The following is a 13,920-nucleotide window of genomic DNA, read 5'->3' as shown; positions in this document are numbered from 1 at the left end:
AGGTGCCTTTCAGGTTAGAAGTGGTTGTCTCAACTTTGTTAGAACATCTCGGACGTCGGAGTGATCTAGCTGCGGGGCCACGTCCTGCAGGGCTTTGCGTTCCAGGTGCAAGTCCAGCAGGTCGTTGTCACTAAGCTCCATCAGTGCCAGCAGGGCATCGGCCTGTGGGCGAGTGAGCTGCTGTGCATGGTTGGCAAAAAAACGCTCAATGAAGATGTCGTTCTCCAATAAGCCGCGGCGGCAGCGCCAGCGCAGCCTATTGATGTCTTGCTCATCCAGCACAGCAGTCATATCGCGTAGCCTTTGTTAGATGGCGCGACGCACCATCAGTTCCTTGATTTTGCCGATGGCCTTGGTGGGGTTGAGCCCCTTGGGACATACGTCAACGCAGTTCATGATGGTGTGGCAGCGGAACAAGCGGTAGGGGTCTTCCAGATTGTCCAAGCGCTCACCGGTGGCGTCGTCGCGGCTATCGGCAATGAAGCGATAGGCTTGCAACAAACCAGCCGGGCCGACGAACTTGTCGGGGTTCCACCAGAAGCTAGGGCAGCTGGTAGAGCAGCTAGCGCACAAGATGCACTCATACAGGCCGTTGAGCTCGTCGCGCTCTTCGGGGGACTGCAGACGCTCTTTCTGGGGCGCAGGAGTCTGGTTGATCAGGTAGGGCTTGATCGAGTGGTACTGCTTGAAGAACTGGGTCATGTCCACGATCAAGTCGCGCACCACGGGCAGGCCTGGTAGTGGCTTGAGGGTGATATCACCCTTGAGCGTGCGCAAGTTGGTCAAGCAGGCCAGACCGTTCTTGCCGTTGATGTTCATGGCGTCCGATCCGCACACGCCTTCACGGCAGGAGCGGCGATACGACAAGGTGGGGTCTACAGCCTTGAGTTTGATCAGTGCGTCCAGCAGCATGCGTTCGTTGCCTTCGAGCTCCAACTCGATGGTTTGCATGTAGGGCTTGGCGTCCTTATCGGGGTCGTAGCGGTAGATGTGGAAGGTACGTTTTTCCATTTTGTAAATCCTTTGCGTCGCGCTGCGATCAGAATGTGCGGGGCTTGGGTGGAACAGTCTCTGCGGTCAGAGGCTTGCTGCGCACGGGCTTGTAGTCCAGGCGGTTGCCTTCGGAGTACCAGAGGGTGTGCTTCATCCATTCAGCATCGTTACGACCCAGTGGGCAGGTGGCGTGGTTGATGTCGTGTTCGTAGTCGCGCACCAAGTGGGCACCACGGCATTCGGTACGGGCTGCGGCACTTTCCATGGTGGCTTGTGCCACTTCCATCAGGTTTTCTACTTCCAGCGCTTCAATGCGCGCGGTGTTGAACACCTTGGAGTTGTCTTTCAGCCCGATATTGGCCACGCGCTCGCGCAGGGCGGCGATCTTCTTGACGCCTTCATCCATAGACTCTTGGCTGCGGAACACGCCTGCGTGAACTTGCATTGCTGCACGCATGTCGTTGGCCACGTCTTGCGCGTACTCGCCGTTTTTGCAGTTGTCCAAACGGGCCAAGCGTGACAGGGTGAAGTCGGCCGCGTTGGCGGGCAAGTCTTGGTGTTCTTGGCTAGGCTTGACGTTGGCCACGATGTGGTTGCCAGCGGCTTTGCCGAACACCAGCAAGTCCAGCAAGGAGTTGGTGCCCAAACGGTTGGCACCGTGCACCGACACGCAGGAGCACTCGCCCACGGCATACAGGCCATTGATGGGCTTGTCTTCGCCACCCGAGCGCTCAACCACTTGGCCATTGATGTTGGTCGGAATACCGCCCATTTGGTAGTGGATGGTGGGCACCACGGGAATAGGCTGCTTGGTGATGTCGACGTTGGCAAAGTTGATGCCGATTTCGTAGACCGAGGGCAGGCGCTTGTGGATGGTTTCGGCACCCAAGTGATCCAGCTTCATGTGGATGTAGTCTTTATTGGGGCCACAGCCACGGCCTTCCAAGATTTCTTGGCCCATGCAGCGGGATACGAAGTCGCGCGGTGCCAAATCCTTCAGTGTGGGGGCATAGCGTTCCATGAAGCGCTCGCCGTTGCTGTTGAGCAAAATCGCGCCTTCGCCACGGCAACCTTCGGTCAGCAACACGCCAGCACCGGCCACGCCAGTGGGGTGGAATTGCCAGAATTCCATGTCTTGCAGCGGGATGCCTGCGCGGGCAGCCATGCCCAAGCCGTCACCGGTGTTGATGAAGGCGTTGGTGGACGATTGGTAGATGCGGCCTGCGCCGCCAGTGGCCAGCAGCACGGTCTTGGCTTGCAGCACGTAGACGTCGCCGGTTTCCATTTCCAGCGCGGTCACGCCCACTACATCGCCTGCAGGGTTGCGGATCAGATCCAGCGCCATCCATTCCACCAAGAACGAGGTGCGGGCCGATACGTTGGCTTGGTACAGCGTGTGCAGCATGGCGTGGCCCGTGCGGTCAGCGGCTGCGCAAGCGCGTTGCACGGGTTTTTCGCCGTAGTTGGCGGTATGGCCGCCGAACGGACGCTGGTAAATGGTGCCGTCAGGGTTGCGGTCAAACGGCATGCCCATGTGCTCCAGCTCGTACACCACCTTGGGTGCTTCGCGGCACATGAATTCGATGGCGTCTTGGTCGCCCAGCCAGTCGGAGCCCTTGACGGTGTCATAGAAGTGGTATTCCCAGCTGTCTTCGGACATGTTGCCCAAAGATGCCGACACGCCACCTTGCGCAGCCACGGTGTGGGAGCGGGTGGGGAATACTTTGGAGAGAACGGCGACGTTCAGACCAGCGCGTGCCAGTTGCAGCGAGGCGCGCATGCCTGAGCCACCGGCACCGACGATCACGACGTCAAATTTGCGTTTGGAGATTTTTTGCGACATGAGAGATGTGTCCGTAAATGGGTCGGGTGAAGGGGATCAGAGGCGCCACAAAACTTGCACGCCCCAGCCTGCGCAGCCCAGCAGCCAGACGATGGTCAGCACGTGCAATGCCAAGCGGATGCCCACAGGCTGGACATAGTCCATCCAGACATCGCGCACGCCCACCCACACGTGGTAGGCCAAGGCGACGATCACCGCGAAAGTCACGGTCTTCATGAATTGATTGGAGAAGATGCCAGCCCATGTGTCGTAGCCAATAGGGCCACGGCTAAACAGCAATTGGGCCAATACCAGCACGGTAAAGAGGGCCATGAGCACCGCGGTCACGCGCTGAGCCAACCAGTCGCGCATGCCGTAACCTGCACCGACAACGGTGCGCTTGGATCCGTAATTAACAGCCATTGGGAATCCCTTTCGAATTAATACACGCCAAAGAGCTTGAGCGCCAGCAAGGCGGTAAGCAGCAGGCTACTGGCCAATACAACGATGGCCGAGGAGCGACCAAACTCTTTGCTCACGGAATGGGTCGCATCCATGTACAGGTGGCGCAAACCAGCAATCAGGTGGTGCAGGTAAGCCCAGATGATGGCCAAAGCCACCAGCTTGAAGAACCAGCCGGGCACAAAACCCACGCCTGCAGCAAACAGGCTGGTAAAGCGCATGAACGAAATCTCGGAAGACACCGAGGTGTCGAACATCCAGATGATGAAAGGGAGCAATGCAAACATGATGACGCCGCTGATGCGGTGCAGGATGGAGACGATGCTGGCCGCTGGAAAGCGGTAAGTCGGCAAATCCTTCAGGGCGTTGATGTTGCGGAACTCAGGTCGGGAAGACTTGGTTGCAAGAGTGGTTTCGGACATGAAGTACTTTCAGGGTTTATGTAACTGATAGGTAATTGCGCATGGCAACGGGGCAAAATTTTATTGCATGCCGCTAGCTCAATTCGTTGCGATAGTAGTGCGTATCAGTCAGGTAAAGACCGCGGCGGAATTCCATGGGCGCATCGTTGTAGGTATAGGCGATGCGTTCTACGCTGAGCAAGGGGGTTGGGCTGTTGATATGTAACAGTTTTTCTTGCTCCGCATCGGGCAGTACGGCGCGGATTTTTTCTTCCGCTCGCACCATGTGCACGCCAAATTCTTTTTCAAACAGTTCGTACATCGCGCCTTGGTAGGCGGTCAAGCGCTCGGCAGTGAGGCCTTTAAAGGGGGCTGCGGGCAGCCAAACGTCTTCCAAAATGGTGGGCTGTCCGGCAAAAGAGAGTACGCGGCGGATTTGCAGCACGCTGTCGCTGGGTTTGATAGCCAGTGCCTTGGCTATTTCAGTGCTGGCACGCAGGCGCTTGCAGTCCACGATGCGGCGCTCGGCCGGGCCTTCGGTGTCGCCATTGTTGGCAATCAGGCGCAGAAATCGGTAGCGCACGTGCTGCTCGGCATGGGTAGCTACAAATGTGCCTTTGCCTTGGCGGCGCACCAGCAGGTTTTCGGCGGCCAGTTCATCAATGGCTTTGCGCACTGTTCCTTGGCTGACTTTGTAGCGCCCAGCCAGTTCTATTTCGCTCGGGATAGCGGTGCTGGGTTTCCATTCACCACTTTGCAAGCTTTGTAACAGTAGCGCCTTGATTTGTTGGTACAAAGGGCTGAATGCAGGGGTGCCCAAGCCACTGCTGGCTGGCAAAGCATCCCCTGCAGCAACAGGGTTGCTGGCGTTGTGGGAGGGTGGGGGTGTGCTGGCCATGTCTGTAGAGGATAGGGGTCACTGGAATCATATCTTATATCAGACATAAGATAAATTGACGCTGTTATTCGTTCGCAGGTACACTTCTACGCTGTTATTCCTACTACTCATTCATTGGAGTTCATCATGAGCAAGAAACCCGTGCGTGTTGCCGTTACTGGCGCTGCTGGTCAAATCGGTTACGCCCTGCTGTTCCGTATCGCCTCTGGCGAGATGCTGGGCAAGGATCAACCCGTCATCCTGCAACTGCTCGAGATTCCCGATGAAAAAGCCCAAAACGCCTTGAAGGGCGTGATCATGGAATTGGAAGACTGCGCTTTCCCGCTGCTGGCTGGCATCGAGGCGCACAGCGACCCCATGACGGCTTTCAAAGACACTGACTACGCTTTGCTGGTCGGCGCCCGTCCCCGTGGTCCCGGTATGGAACGTGCTGACTTGTTGGCCGCCAACGCCCAAATTTTCACCGCCCAAGGCAAGGCGCTCAATGCCGTGGCTTCGCGCAACGTCAAGGTGCTGGTGGTCGGCAACCCTGCCAACACCAACGCCTACATCGCCATGAAGTCGGCCCCCGATCTGCCAGCCAAGAATTTCACCGCCATGCTGCGTTTGGATCACAACCGCGCTGCGTCCCAAATCGCCACCAAGATTGGTTGCGCTGTGGGCGATATCGAGAAGCTGGCTGTCTGGGGCAACCACTCTCCCACCATGTACGCTGACTACCGCTTTGCCACTGTGAACGGCAAGTCGGTCAAAGAAACCATCAACGACGACGTTTGGAACCGCGACTTCTTCTTGCCCACCGTCGGCAAGCGTGGCGCCGCCATCATCGCTGCACGTGGTCTGTCCTCGGCTGCTTCGGCTGCCAACGCCGCCATCGACCACATGCGCGACTGGGCCTTGGGCACCAACGGCAAGTGGGTCACTATGGGCATTCCTTCCAATGGCGAATACGGTATTCCCAAGGAAGTTATGTTTGGTTACCCCGTCACCTGCGCCAACGGCGAGTACAAAATCGTCGAAGGCTTGCCTATCGATGCCTTCAGCCAAGAGTGCATCAACAAGACTTTGGCTGAGCTCGAAGGCGAAAAAGACGGCGTCAAGCACTTGCTGTAAGCCCTAGCAACCCGGAGCCGCTGGCGTGACCCATCCGCAAGACGTACTGCTACAAGCCCAAGGCGGCTCGCATGTCTTGCCGGTGTGCGACCACTACAGCGGCGTTCCGGCGCGCATGGAAAAAAGCCTGCAATTGCAGGCGCAGTGGGCGGCCCGCATGGGCGTGTGCGTGTTCGATGTCACGCTCGATTGCGAAGATGGTGCGCCGGTAGGGGATGAGCTTAGGCATGCAAAAACCGTTGTAGAGCTTATCCAGTCTGCTGTGACTGCTCCTGAATTTGTAGCAATTGAGCAAGTGCCTCGCATTGGTGTGCGGGTGCACGCCTTGGATCACCCGGCCTTTGCCCATGATGTACAGACCATTGTCGGGGCTGTAGGCGGGCACTTGGCCTACGTCATGGTGCCCAAGGTGGAGTCGGTGCGCGACGTGCAAACGGCAGTGGCGCATATCGATGCCGCTGTGATTGCAGCAGGTGCCGTTTTGGCAGCGCCTTTGCCCCTGCATGTGCTGATCGAGTCCCCGCTGGCAGTGCGCCATGTGTGGGAGATTGCCGCCCATCCCCGCGTGCAATCGGTCAGCTTTGGTTTGATGGATTTTGTGTCGGCCCACGGTGGAGCCATTCCCCAGTCGGCCATGGGCGTGGCGGGGTTGGGTTCGACCGATCTGGATCAATTCCACCACCCCCTGGTGCTGCGCGCCAAGCTGGAGATTGCCAGTGCTTGCCACGCGTATGGCAAGGTGCCGTCGCACTGCGTGGTGACCGAGTTTCGCCGTCCCGATGTGCTGCGTGCCGCTGCCAGCCATGCCCATAGGGCATTGGGCTATAGCCGCATGTGGAGCATCCATCCCGACCAGATAGAACCCATCGTTCAGGCCTTTGCGCCCAGTGACGATGAGATTGCCCAAGCGGCTGACGTGCTGCGCATAGCGCAGGCGGCAGATTGGGCGCCTATTGCCGTGCAGGGTCGCCTGCATGACAGGGCCAGTTACCGCTATTTTTGGCATGTGCTGCAACGCGCCCACCATGGCGGACGCGTGATGCCCGCACATGCCCAGAGTTATTTCGCGTAAAAACGATTGAAGACCGATTTTTTGTAAGGAGAAAATGATGCTGCAAGCCTACCGCCAACATGCCGCCGAGCGCGCTGCATTGGGCATTCCACCGCTGCCGCTGGATGCCAAGCAAGTAGCCGAGCTGATCGAACTGATCAAAAATCCTCCCGCTGGCGAAGACGCCTTCTTGCTGGACTTGCTGACGCATCGTGTTCCTCCCGGTGTGGACGATGCGGCCAAAGTCAAAGCCAGCTTCTTGGCTGCTGTCGCTCACGGTGACATTCAGGTGGGCTTGGTTTCCAAGGCCAAAGCCACTGAGCTGCTGGGCACCATGGTGGGTGGCTACAACGTGCACCCCCTGATCGAGCTGCTCGACGATGCCGAGGTGGCCTCTGTGGCTGCTGAAGGTCTGAAAAAGACCTTGCTGATGTTCGACTACTTCAACGATGTGGCCACCAAGGCCAAGGCAGGCAATGCCAAGGCCCAAGAAGTGATTCAAAGCTGGGCCGATGCCGAGTGGTTCACCACCCGTCCCGAAGTGCCCAAGAGCATCACCATCACGGTCTTCAAAGTCCCCGGTGAAACCAATACCGACGACCTGTCTCCCGCACCCGATGCGTGGAGCCGTCCCGACATTCCGCTGCACTACTTGGCCATGCTCAAGAACACCCGTCCCGACGCGGCTTTCAAGCCCGAGGAAGATGGCAAGCGCGGCCCCATGCAGTTCATCGACGACCTGAAGAAAAAAGGCCACTTGGTGGCGTATGTGGGTGACGTAGTGGGCACCGGTTCCAGTCGCAAATCCGCTACCAACAGCGTGATCTGGGCCACTGGCCAAGACATCCCCTTTGTGCCCAACAAGCGCTTTGGCGGTGTGACTTTGGGCGGCAAGATCGCGCCCATCTTCTTCAACACGCAAGAAGATTCTGGCTCTTTGCCCATTGAAGTGGATGTGAGCAAGCTCGAAATGGGTGATGTGGTGGACGTGTTGCCCTACGACGGCAAGGTCGTCAAAGCCGGTCAAACCATCGCCGAGTTCCAGCTCAAGAGCGATGTGCTGCTGGACGAAGTGCGCGCTGGTGGCCGTATCAACCTGATCATTGGCCGTTCGTTGACCGCCAAGGCCCGTGAATTCCTGGGCTTGCCAGCCTCTACCGCTTTCCGCCTGCCTGTGGCCCCCAAGGACAGTGGCAAGGGTTTCACCTTGGCACAAAAAATGGTCGGCCGTGCGTGCGGCATGCCCGAAGGCCAAGGCATTCGCCCCGGCACGTATTGCGAACCCAAGATGACCACCGTGGGCTCGCAGGACACCACAGGCCCCATGACCCGTGACGAGTTGAAAGACTTGGCCTGCTTGGGCTTTAGCGCTGACTTGGTGATGCAGTCCTTCTGCCACACTGCCGCCTACCCCAAGCCTGTGGATGTGAAAACCCACCGCGAGCTGCCTGCTTTCATCTCCAACCGTGGCGGCGTGGCCCTGCGCCCCGGTGACGGCGTGATCCACAGCTGGCTCAACCGTTTGCTGTTGCCCGATACCGTGGGCACTGGTGGCGATAGCCACACCCGTTTCCCCATCGGTATCTCGTTCCCCGCCGGTTCTGGCTTGGTGGCCTTTGGCGCGGCAACAGGCGTGATGCCTCTGGACATGCCCGAGTCGGTCTTGGTGCGCTTCAAGGGTAATTTGCAACCCGGTGTGACACTGCGCGACTTGGTGCACGCCATTCCGCTGTACGCCATCAAAGCCGGTCTTTTGACCGTGGCCAAAGCGGGTAAGAAGAACATCTTCTCGGGCCGTATTTTGGAAATCGAAGGTCTGCCAGACCTGAAGGTTGAGCAAGCGTTTGAGTTGTCCGACGCATCGGCCGAGCGTTCTGCTGCAGGCTGCACGATCAAGCTCAACCCCGAGCCGATCAAGGAATACCTCACCAGCAACGTCGTGCTGATGAAGAACATGATCGCCGACGGTTATGCCGACGCCAAAACCTTGCAGCGCCGCATCGAGAAGGTGGAAGCCTGGTTGGCCAAGCCCGACCTGCTGGAAGCCGACAAGGATGCCGAGTACGCAGCCGTCATCGAGATCGATTTGGCTGACATCAAGGAACCCATCGTCTGCTGTCCCAACGATCCGGATGATGCCAAGTTCTTGTCCGACGTCGCCGGCACCAAGATCGACGAGGCCTTCATCGGCTCGTGCATGACCAACATCGGTCACTTCCGCGCCGCCGCCAAACTGCTGGGCGGCCAGCGTGACATTCCGGTCAAGCTGTGGGTCGCTCCACCGACCAAGATGGACCAAAGTGAGCTGATCAAAGAAGGCCATTACGCTGCATTCGGCACCGCTGGTGCGCGCACTGAAATGCCTGGTTGCAGCCTGTGCATGGGCAACCAAGCCCAAGTGCGTGAAGGGGCCACCGTCATATCCACCTCGACCCGCAACTTCCCCAACCGTTTGGGTAAGAACACCAATGTGTTCTTAGGGTCTGCCGAGTTGGCTGCCATCGCATCGCGCTTGGGTCGCTTGCCCACCAAAGAGGAATACCTCAAGGAAATGGGCATCATCGACGCCGACAAGGCCAGTGTGTACCGCTACATGAACTTCGACCAGATCGAGGAGTATGCAGAAACCGCCAAGACCGTGGCCTGAGTTGCTTCTTGGCTAGCCATGTAAAACGGCCCTTCGGGGCCGTTTTTGTTGTGAGGACGGAATGGATAACCTCAACTCCCTCAAGCCTAAAGACCCCTATCAAGCTTTCAATAGCTACGAACCAGGCTTTATGCACGTGGATGTGAACTATCTGCGTCAGATGCCAGATGAAACCAACAGGCGCTATCTGTTTGCGGCCATTGATAAGGCTACACGCTGGGTGTTTGTGCAGGTCAAAAGCCATGAGATAGCCGAAGCTGTACGTTTGTTTTTGAATGCTCTGCACAAGGCTTGTTCTATACGGATATAGAAGATACTCACCGACAACGGCAAGGAGTTTAATAACAGGCTATTTGTAAGCTGTGCACGCCAAGCTACGGGCAATCATGAGTTTGACCAACTCTTGTCAGGTCTTGGGCATTGAGCGCCGCCTGACACAGTCTCGAACGCCCAAGACCAACTGAAGCCCCCTCGAATTCCTGAACTAGTCAGAACTAGAGGTTTGGCAATTGTTTCACACGGTACTCGATCGGCGGAATACGGCCCAGCGACTCATGGGGTCGCTGGTGGTTGTATCAGTGCAGCCAGACCTCGGTCATATCACGCACTTCCTGCAGGGAATCAAACACGTAGCAGTCCAGCACCTCAGTTCGGTAGGTCTTGTTGAATATTTCGACATAGGCGTTCTGCGTAGGCTTTCCGGGTTGGATATGGTTGAGAGCAATGCCCTAGGATTGCGCCCATTTAGACAATGCATGGGCGATGAACTCGGGGCCGTTGTCCTAGCGAATGGACTGCGGCGCTCCACGTACTTTGACCAATTCATTCAATGCACGTATCATTCTCGCTGCTGGCAAGCTTGTGTCGATTTCAATACGCAGCCCCTCCCGGTTGTATTCATCAATGACGTTGAACGTCCTGAAGCGCCGCCCTGACCACAGCACATCGGACATGAAGTCGCAGCTCCAGCCCTGGTTCGGCTGGCTCGCTGTCTCCAGAGGCTGCTTGATTCGTGCAGGCAGGCGCTTCTTGCCGCATCGTGGCAGGTTCGGCAGTACACGCGTCACAGCACTGTCTTGCCCCAAAGCTGTTTCTGGTGGCGGGCGCTGTCATAGAGCAGGTCAAATCCATGGCGCGGGTTCAGTGCCATGTGGTTCTGAATGAAGGTGATAACCCCGCAGTCGTCGCGTGGTACAGGCTGGTAGCGCAGCGTGGAGCGGGCAATGCCGCTGGCACTGCAGGCTCGGTCCTGGCTCATACCGTGGTCGGCCATCAGTGATTGGACAACCATCTCGCGACGCTGCGGGGTCAGAGCTTTGGCTAGCGCTTCGCACACAACATCCTTTAAGGCGTTGTGCATCAAGGCTAGCTCAGCGTACATGCGCTTGAGACGGGCTTTTTCATCCTGCAATTCACGCAGTTGTGACAGGTGCGGCACCGTCATGCCCGAGAACTGGCTTTTCCATTTGTAATAGGTAGGCTCGCTAACTCCATGGCCGCGACAGGTTTCGCCGACCTTTGCTCCCAGTTCGACCTCCTTGAGGATGGCAACAATCTGGCTTTCACTGAATCTGGATTTCTTCATGTAGAGACTGCGTTGGTTGGAATTCTCTACTTCCGGCTGGCTCAGGTTTTCGAGGGGGCTTCAGCACAGTCCTCACTTAAGAGCAAAACCCCTATGCAGGCGATGAAGGCTTGGCATGACGCCCTCATTTATTTGCGAAACAGCCATATGATCGTCTAGGATGTGATAATTAATTTGCTTAATTATTCTCTGATAGAAAGATGATACTTGTCACTGGCGGTGCTGGCTACATCGGTTCTCACACGACACTTACTCTGCTGCAAGCCGGTTTTGAGGTGCTTGTGTTGGACAACCTTTGCAACAGCACAGCCGAGTCTCTCACGCGGGTTGCGCGTCTGGCAGGTCGGGCACCGATCTTTGTGCACGGAGACATTCGTGACCGTGTACTACTAGACTGCTTGTTGGCAGACCATGCGATAGATACCGTGCTGCACTTTGCGGCCCTCAAGTCGGTAGGCGAAAGCTTGACGCAACCGCAGATCTACTACGACAACAATGTCCACGGCAGTCAAGTGTTGCTGCAGGCATGTGCTGAGGCGGGGGTGTTCAACTTTGTGTTTAGCTCATCGGCCACGGTGTATGGTGAGCAGGCGCAAATGCCCGTAGCAGAGACTTGTCCCGTTAGCCAGCCCACCAATCCCTATGGTCGCAGCAAACTGATGGTGGAAGACATACTGCGGGGCTTAGCGGCGGCCGATTCCCAGTGGCGTATTGCCATACTGCGGTACTTTAATCCAGTGGGTGCCCATGAAAGTGGCCTCATCGGCGAAGATCCGAATGATATTCCCAATAATCTGCTGCCTTATATTGCGCAGGTGGCTGTCGGCAAACTGCCGGAATTGGCTGTGTACGGTAACGACTACCCCACGCCAGACGGCACTGGAGTGCGCGACTACATCCACGTGGTGGATTTGGCAGAAGGTCATTTGTGTGCCTTGGAGGCCTTACATACCTATATCGGTGCCCACGTATGGAATCTGGGGACAGGGCGGGGCTATGGCGTGCTGGACGCAGTGCGTGCTTTTGAAAAGGCCAGTGGCCGACCAGTGCCTTATCGTGTGGCTCCGCGTCGGCCAGGTGATATTGCTACTTGCTATGCAGACCCAAGCAAAGCAGAGCGTGAACTGGGTTGGAAGGCTAAGCGTGACCTAGAGGTAATGATGCGTGATACATGGCGCTGGCAGTCCATGAATCCCCATGGTTTCAAAGCAGAATAAACTGAGCGGTTTGAAATCTGAATCGCCCCGGTGAAGCCCCCTCGAATTCCTGAACTAGTCAGAACTAGAGGTTTGGCAATTGTTTCACACGGTACTCGATCGGCGGAATACGGCCCAGCGACTCATGGGGTCGCTGGTGGTTGTATCAGTGCAGCCAGACCTCGGTCATATCACGCACTTCCTGCAGGGAATCAAACACGTAGCAGTCCAGCACCTCAGTTCGGTAGGTCTTGTTGAATATTTCGACATAGGCGTTCTGCGTAGGCTTTCCGGGTTGGATATGGTTGAGAGCAATGCCCTAGGATTGCGCCCATTTAGACAATGCATGGGCGATGAACTCGGGGCCGTTGTCCTAGCGAATGGACTGCGGCGCTCCACGTACTTTGACCAATTCATTCAATGCACGTATCATTCTCGCTGCTGGCAAGCTTGTGTCGATTTCAATACGCAGCCCCTCCCGGTTGTATTCATCAATGACGTTGAACGTCCTGAAGCGCCGCCCTGACCACAGCACATCGGACATGAAGTCGCAGCTCCAGCCCTGGTTCGGCTGGCTCGCTGTCTCCAGAGGCTGCTTGATTCGTGCAGGCAGGCGCTTCTTGCCGCATCGTGGCAGGTTCGGCAGTACACGCGTCACAGCACTGTCTTGCCCCAAAGCTGTTTCTGGTGGCGGGCGCTGTCATAGAGCAGGTCAAATCCATGGCGCGGGTTCAGTGCCATGTGGTTCTGAATGAAGGTGATAACCCCGCAGTCGTCGCGTGGTACAGGCTGGTAGCGCAGCGTGGAGCGGGCAATGCCGCTGGCACTGCAGGCTCGGTCCTGGCTCATACCGTGGTCGGCCATCAGTGATTGGACAACCATCTCGCGACGCTGCGGGGTCAGAGCTTTGGCTAGCGCTTCGCACACAACATCCTTTAAGGCGTTGTGCATCAAGGCTAGCTCAGCGTACATGCGCTTGAGACGGACTTTTTCATCCTGCAATTCACGCAGTTGTGACAGGTGCGGCACCGTCATGCCCGAGAACTGGCTTTTCCATTTGTAATAGGTAGGCTCGCTAACTCCATGGCCGCGACAGGTTTTGACCTGCCCCCTGCCAGCCTTACCACGGTAAACGAGAGAAGTCCGTCAACCCAGGAGAATGACGGACATGAAGAAGAGCAGATTCAGCGAAGAGCAAATCATTGGTTTTCTGCGCCAAGCCGAAGCGGGCATGGTCATCCCCGAGCTGTGCCGCAGCGGTGGCTTCAGTCAGGCCACGTTTTACAAGTGGCGTGCCAAGTACGGCGGCATGCAGGTCTCGGACGCCCAGCGCCTGCGCGAACTTGAATCGGAGAACGCCAAACTCAAGCGCCTACTGGCCGAGGCGCACTTGGACATCCATGCGCTCAAGAGCGTCTTCGGGGTAAAGCGTTAGCCCCACAAGACAAGCGTGAGGCAGTGCGCATGATGGTGCTGGAGCACCACCTCTCAGAACGCAACGCCTGCCGCCTTGTGGGGCTATCCCGAGACAGCTACCGCCACCCACCCGTGGCCAGTGCACTCAACGCCAGCCTTGAGGAGAGAATCCGACAGACCACGCTTGAGCGCAGGCGGTTTGGCTATCGTGTATTGACCCAGCGGAAACTGCACAGGTCATGCTGCTAATGCGTAGGCCTCAGCAGGTGTTTTCATCCCCAGTGCCTGATGTGGGCGCCGGTGGTTGTAGAAACCAATCCAATCTGCAATGACTCG

Annotated in this window: 11 protein-coding genes and 5 pseudogenes; 6 read left to right on the top strand and 10 right to left on the bottom strand. The window is 57.2% G+C overall.

The features are described 5' to 3' along the window. Positions 1-9: 9 nt before the first annotated feature. From KIK84_RS14960 to KIK84_RS14935, 6 genes are all read right to left on the bottom strand, one after another. Positions 10-291: an FAD assembly factor SdhE gene (locus KIK84_RS14960; RefSeq protein WP_214123914.1), complete on the bottom strand. Its 282-nt coding sequence runs from the start codon at positions 289-291 to the stop codon at positions 10-12. Positions 292-306: 15 nt separating this feature from the next. Further along, positions 307-1,011, bottom strand: coding sequence for a succinate dehydrogenase iron-sulfur subunit (locus tag KIK84_RS14955; RefSeq protein ID WP_214123913.1), 705 nt, complete (start codon positions 1,009-1,011; stop codon positions 307-309). A gap of 28 nt (positions 1,012-1,039) precedes the next feature. Then, the gene (gene sdhA, locus KIK84_RS14950; RefSeq protein ID WP_214123912.1) at positions 1,040-2,836 is read right to left on the bottom strand and encodes a succinate dehydrogenase flavoprotein subunit; all 1,797 of its coding nucleotides are present in this window, start codon (positions 2,834-2,836) and stop codon (positions 1,040-1,042) included. A gap of 36 nt (positions 2,837-2,872) precedes the next feature. Then, complete coding sequence (gene sdhD, locus KIK84_RS14945; protein WP_214123911.1) at positions 2,873-3,238, bottom strand: succinate dehydrogenase, hydrophobic membrane anchor protein; 366 nt, start codon at positions 3,236-3,238, stop codon at positions 2,873-2,875. Positions 3,239-3,255: 17 nt separating this feature from the next. Then, a complete protein-coding gene (gene sdhC, locus KIK84_RS14940) occupies positions 3,256-3,699 on the bottom strand; it encodes a succinate dehydrogenase, cytochrome b556 subunit (RefSeq protein ID WP_214123910.1) in 444 nt (147 codons plus the stop codon). A 73-nt stretch (positions 3,700-3,772) separates the two neighbouring features. Beyond that, positions 3,773-4,576 carry a GntR family transcriptional regulator gene (locus KIK84_RS14935; RefSeq protein WP_214123909.1) on the bottom strand — a complete coding sequence of 268 codons (804 nt, stop codon included), beginning with the start codon at positions 4,574-4,576 and terminating at the stop codon, positions 3,773-3,775. Between the two features lie 126 nt (positions 4,577-4,702). Here KIK84_RS14935 and KIK84_RS14930 point away from each other — a divergent pair, with 126 nt between their 5' ends. The 4 genes and pseudogenes from KIK84_RS14930 to KIK84_RS16675 form a co-directional block, all read left to right on the top strand. Continuing rightward, positions 4,703-5,689 (top strand): malate dehydrogenase, encoded by a 987-nt coding sequence (locus tag KIK84_RS14930; protein ID WP_214123908.1) that lies wholly within the window; start codon positions 4,703-4,705, stop codon positions 5,687-5,689. A gap of 25 nt (positions 5,690-5,714) precedes the next feature. Continuing rightward, a complete protein-coding gene (locus tag KIK84_RS14925) occupies positions 5,715-6,761 on the top strand; it encodes an HpcH/HpaI aldolase/citrate lyase family protein (RefSeq protein WP_349815943.1) in 1,047 nt (348 codons plus the stop codon). 37 nt (positions 6,762-6,798) lie between these two features. After that, entirely contained in the window at positions 6,799-9,387 is a 2,589-nt protein-coding gene (acnB, locus tag KIK84_RS14920; protein WP_214123907.1) for a bifunctional aconitate hydratase 2/2-methylisocitrate dehydratase, read from the top strand. A 58-nt stretch (positions 9,388-9,445) separates the two neighbouring features. Then, positions 9,446-9,848 (top strand): annotated as a pseudogene (locus tag KIK84_RS16675) (DDE-type integrase/transposase/recombinase); the annotation flags it as partial. A gap of 33 nt (positions 9,849-9,881) precedes the next feature. Here KIK84_RS16675 and KIK84_RS14910 read toward each other — a convergent pair. Then, positions 9,882-10,972 (bottom strand): annotated as a pseudogene (locus tag KIK84_RS14910) (IS3 family transposase). Between the two features lie 200 nt (positions 10,973-11,172). Between KIK84_RS14910 and galE the strand changes: the two are divergent. Beyond that, the gene (galE, locus tag KIK84_RS14905) at positions 11,173-12,189 is read left to right on the top strand and encodes a UDP-glucose 4-epimerase GalE (protein ID WP_214123905.1); all 1,017 of its coding nucleotides are present in this window, start codon (positions 11,173-11,175) and stop codon (positions 12,187-12,189) included. A 148-nt stretch (positions 12,190-12,337) separates the two neighbouring features. On the opposite strand, the pseudogene KIK84_RS17010 reads toward galE, so the two are convergent. After that, positions 12,338-12,571: pseudogene (locus KIK84_RS17010) on the bottom strand (integrase core domain-containing protein); the annotation flags it as partial. Positions 12,572-12,822: 251 nt separating this feature from the next. Continuing rightward, positions 12,823-13,275 (bottom strand): annotated as a pseudogene (locus KIK84_RS14890) (transposase); the annotation flags it as partial. Between the two features lie 61 nt (positions 13,276-13,336). Here KIK84_RS14890 and KIK84_RS14885 point away from each other — a divergent pair. After that, positions 13,337-13,695 (top strand): annotated as a pseudogene (locus KIK84_RS14885) (transposase); the annotation flags it as partial. Between the two features lie 126 nt (positions 13,696-13,821). Here the strand turns inward: KIK84_RS14885 and KIK84_RS14880 are convergent. Next, a complete protein-coding gene (locus tag KIK84_RS14880) occupies positions 13,822-13,914 on the bottom strand; it encodes an integrase core domain-containing protein (RefSeq protein ID WP_274754630.1) in 93 nt (30 codons plus the stop codon). Positions 13,915-13,920 lie beyond the last annotated feature (6 nt).

This window comes from Curvibacter sp. CHRR-16 (assembly GCF_018474005.1).
GTDB lineage: Bacteria > Pseudomonadota > Gammaproteobacteria > Burkholderiales > Burkholderiaceae_C > Allorhodoferax.
The sequence above is the reverse complement of the archived record's forward strand: the minus strand, read 5'-3'. Positions and strand labels throughout refer to the sequence as shown.

What these genes read in the sequence shown, in the direction of transcription:
- KIK84_RS14960 (WP_214123914.1), bottom strand. Translation starts at nt 291, where the DNA reads ATGACTGCTGTGCTGGATGAGCAAGACATCAATAGGCTGCGCTGGCGC.
- KIK84_RS14955 (WP_214123913.1), bottom strand. Translation starts at nt 1,011, where the DNA reads ATGGAAAAACGTACCTTCCACATCTACCGCTACGACCCCGATAAGGAC.
- sdhA (WP_214123912.1), bottom strand. Translation starts at nt 2,836, where the DNA reads ATGTCGCAAAAAATCTCCAAACGCAAATTTGACGTCGTGATCGTCGGT.
- sdhD (WP_214123911.1), bottom strand. Translation starts at nt 3,238, where the DNA reads ATGGCTGTTAATTACGGATCCAAGCGCACCGTTGTCGGTGCAGGTTAC.
- sdhC (WP_214123910.1), bottom strand. Translation starts at nt 3,699, where the DNA reads ATGTCCGAAACCACTCTTGCAACCAAGTCTTCCCGACCTGAGTTCCGC.
- KIK84_RS14935 (WP_214123909.1), bottom strand. Translation starts at nt 4,576, where the DNA reads ATGGCCAGCACACCCCCACCCTCCCACAACGCCAGCAACCCTGTTGCT.
- KIK84_RS14930 (WP_214123908.1), top strand. Translation starts at nt 4,703, where the DNA reads ATGAGCAAGAAACCCGTGCGTGTTGCCGTTACTGGCGCTGCTGGTCAA.
- acnB (WP_214123907.1), top strand. Translation starts at nt 6,799, where the DNA reads ATGCTGCAAGCCTACCGCCAACATGCCGCCGAGCGCGCTGCATTGGGC.
- galE (WP_214123905.1), top strand. Translation starts at nt 11,173, where the DNA reads ATGATACTTGTCACTGGCGGTGCTGGCTACATCGGTTCTCACACGACA.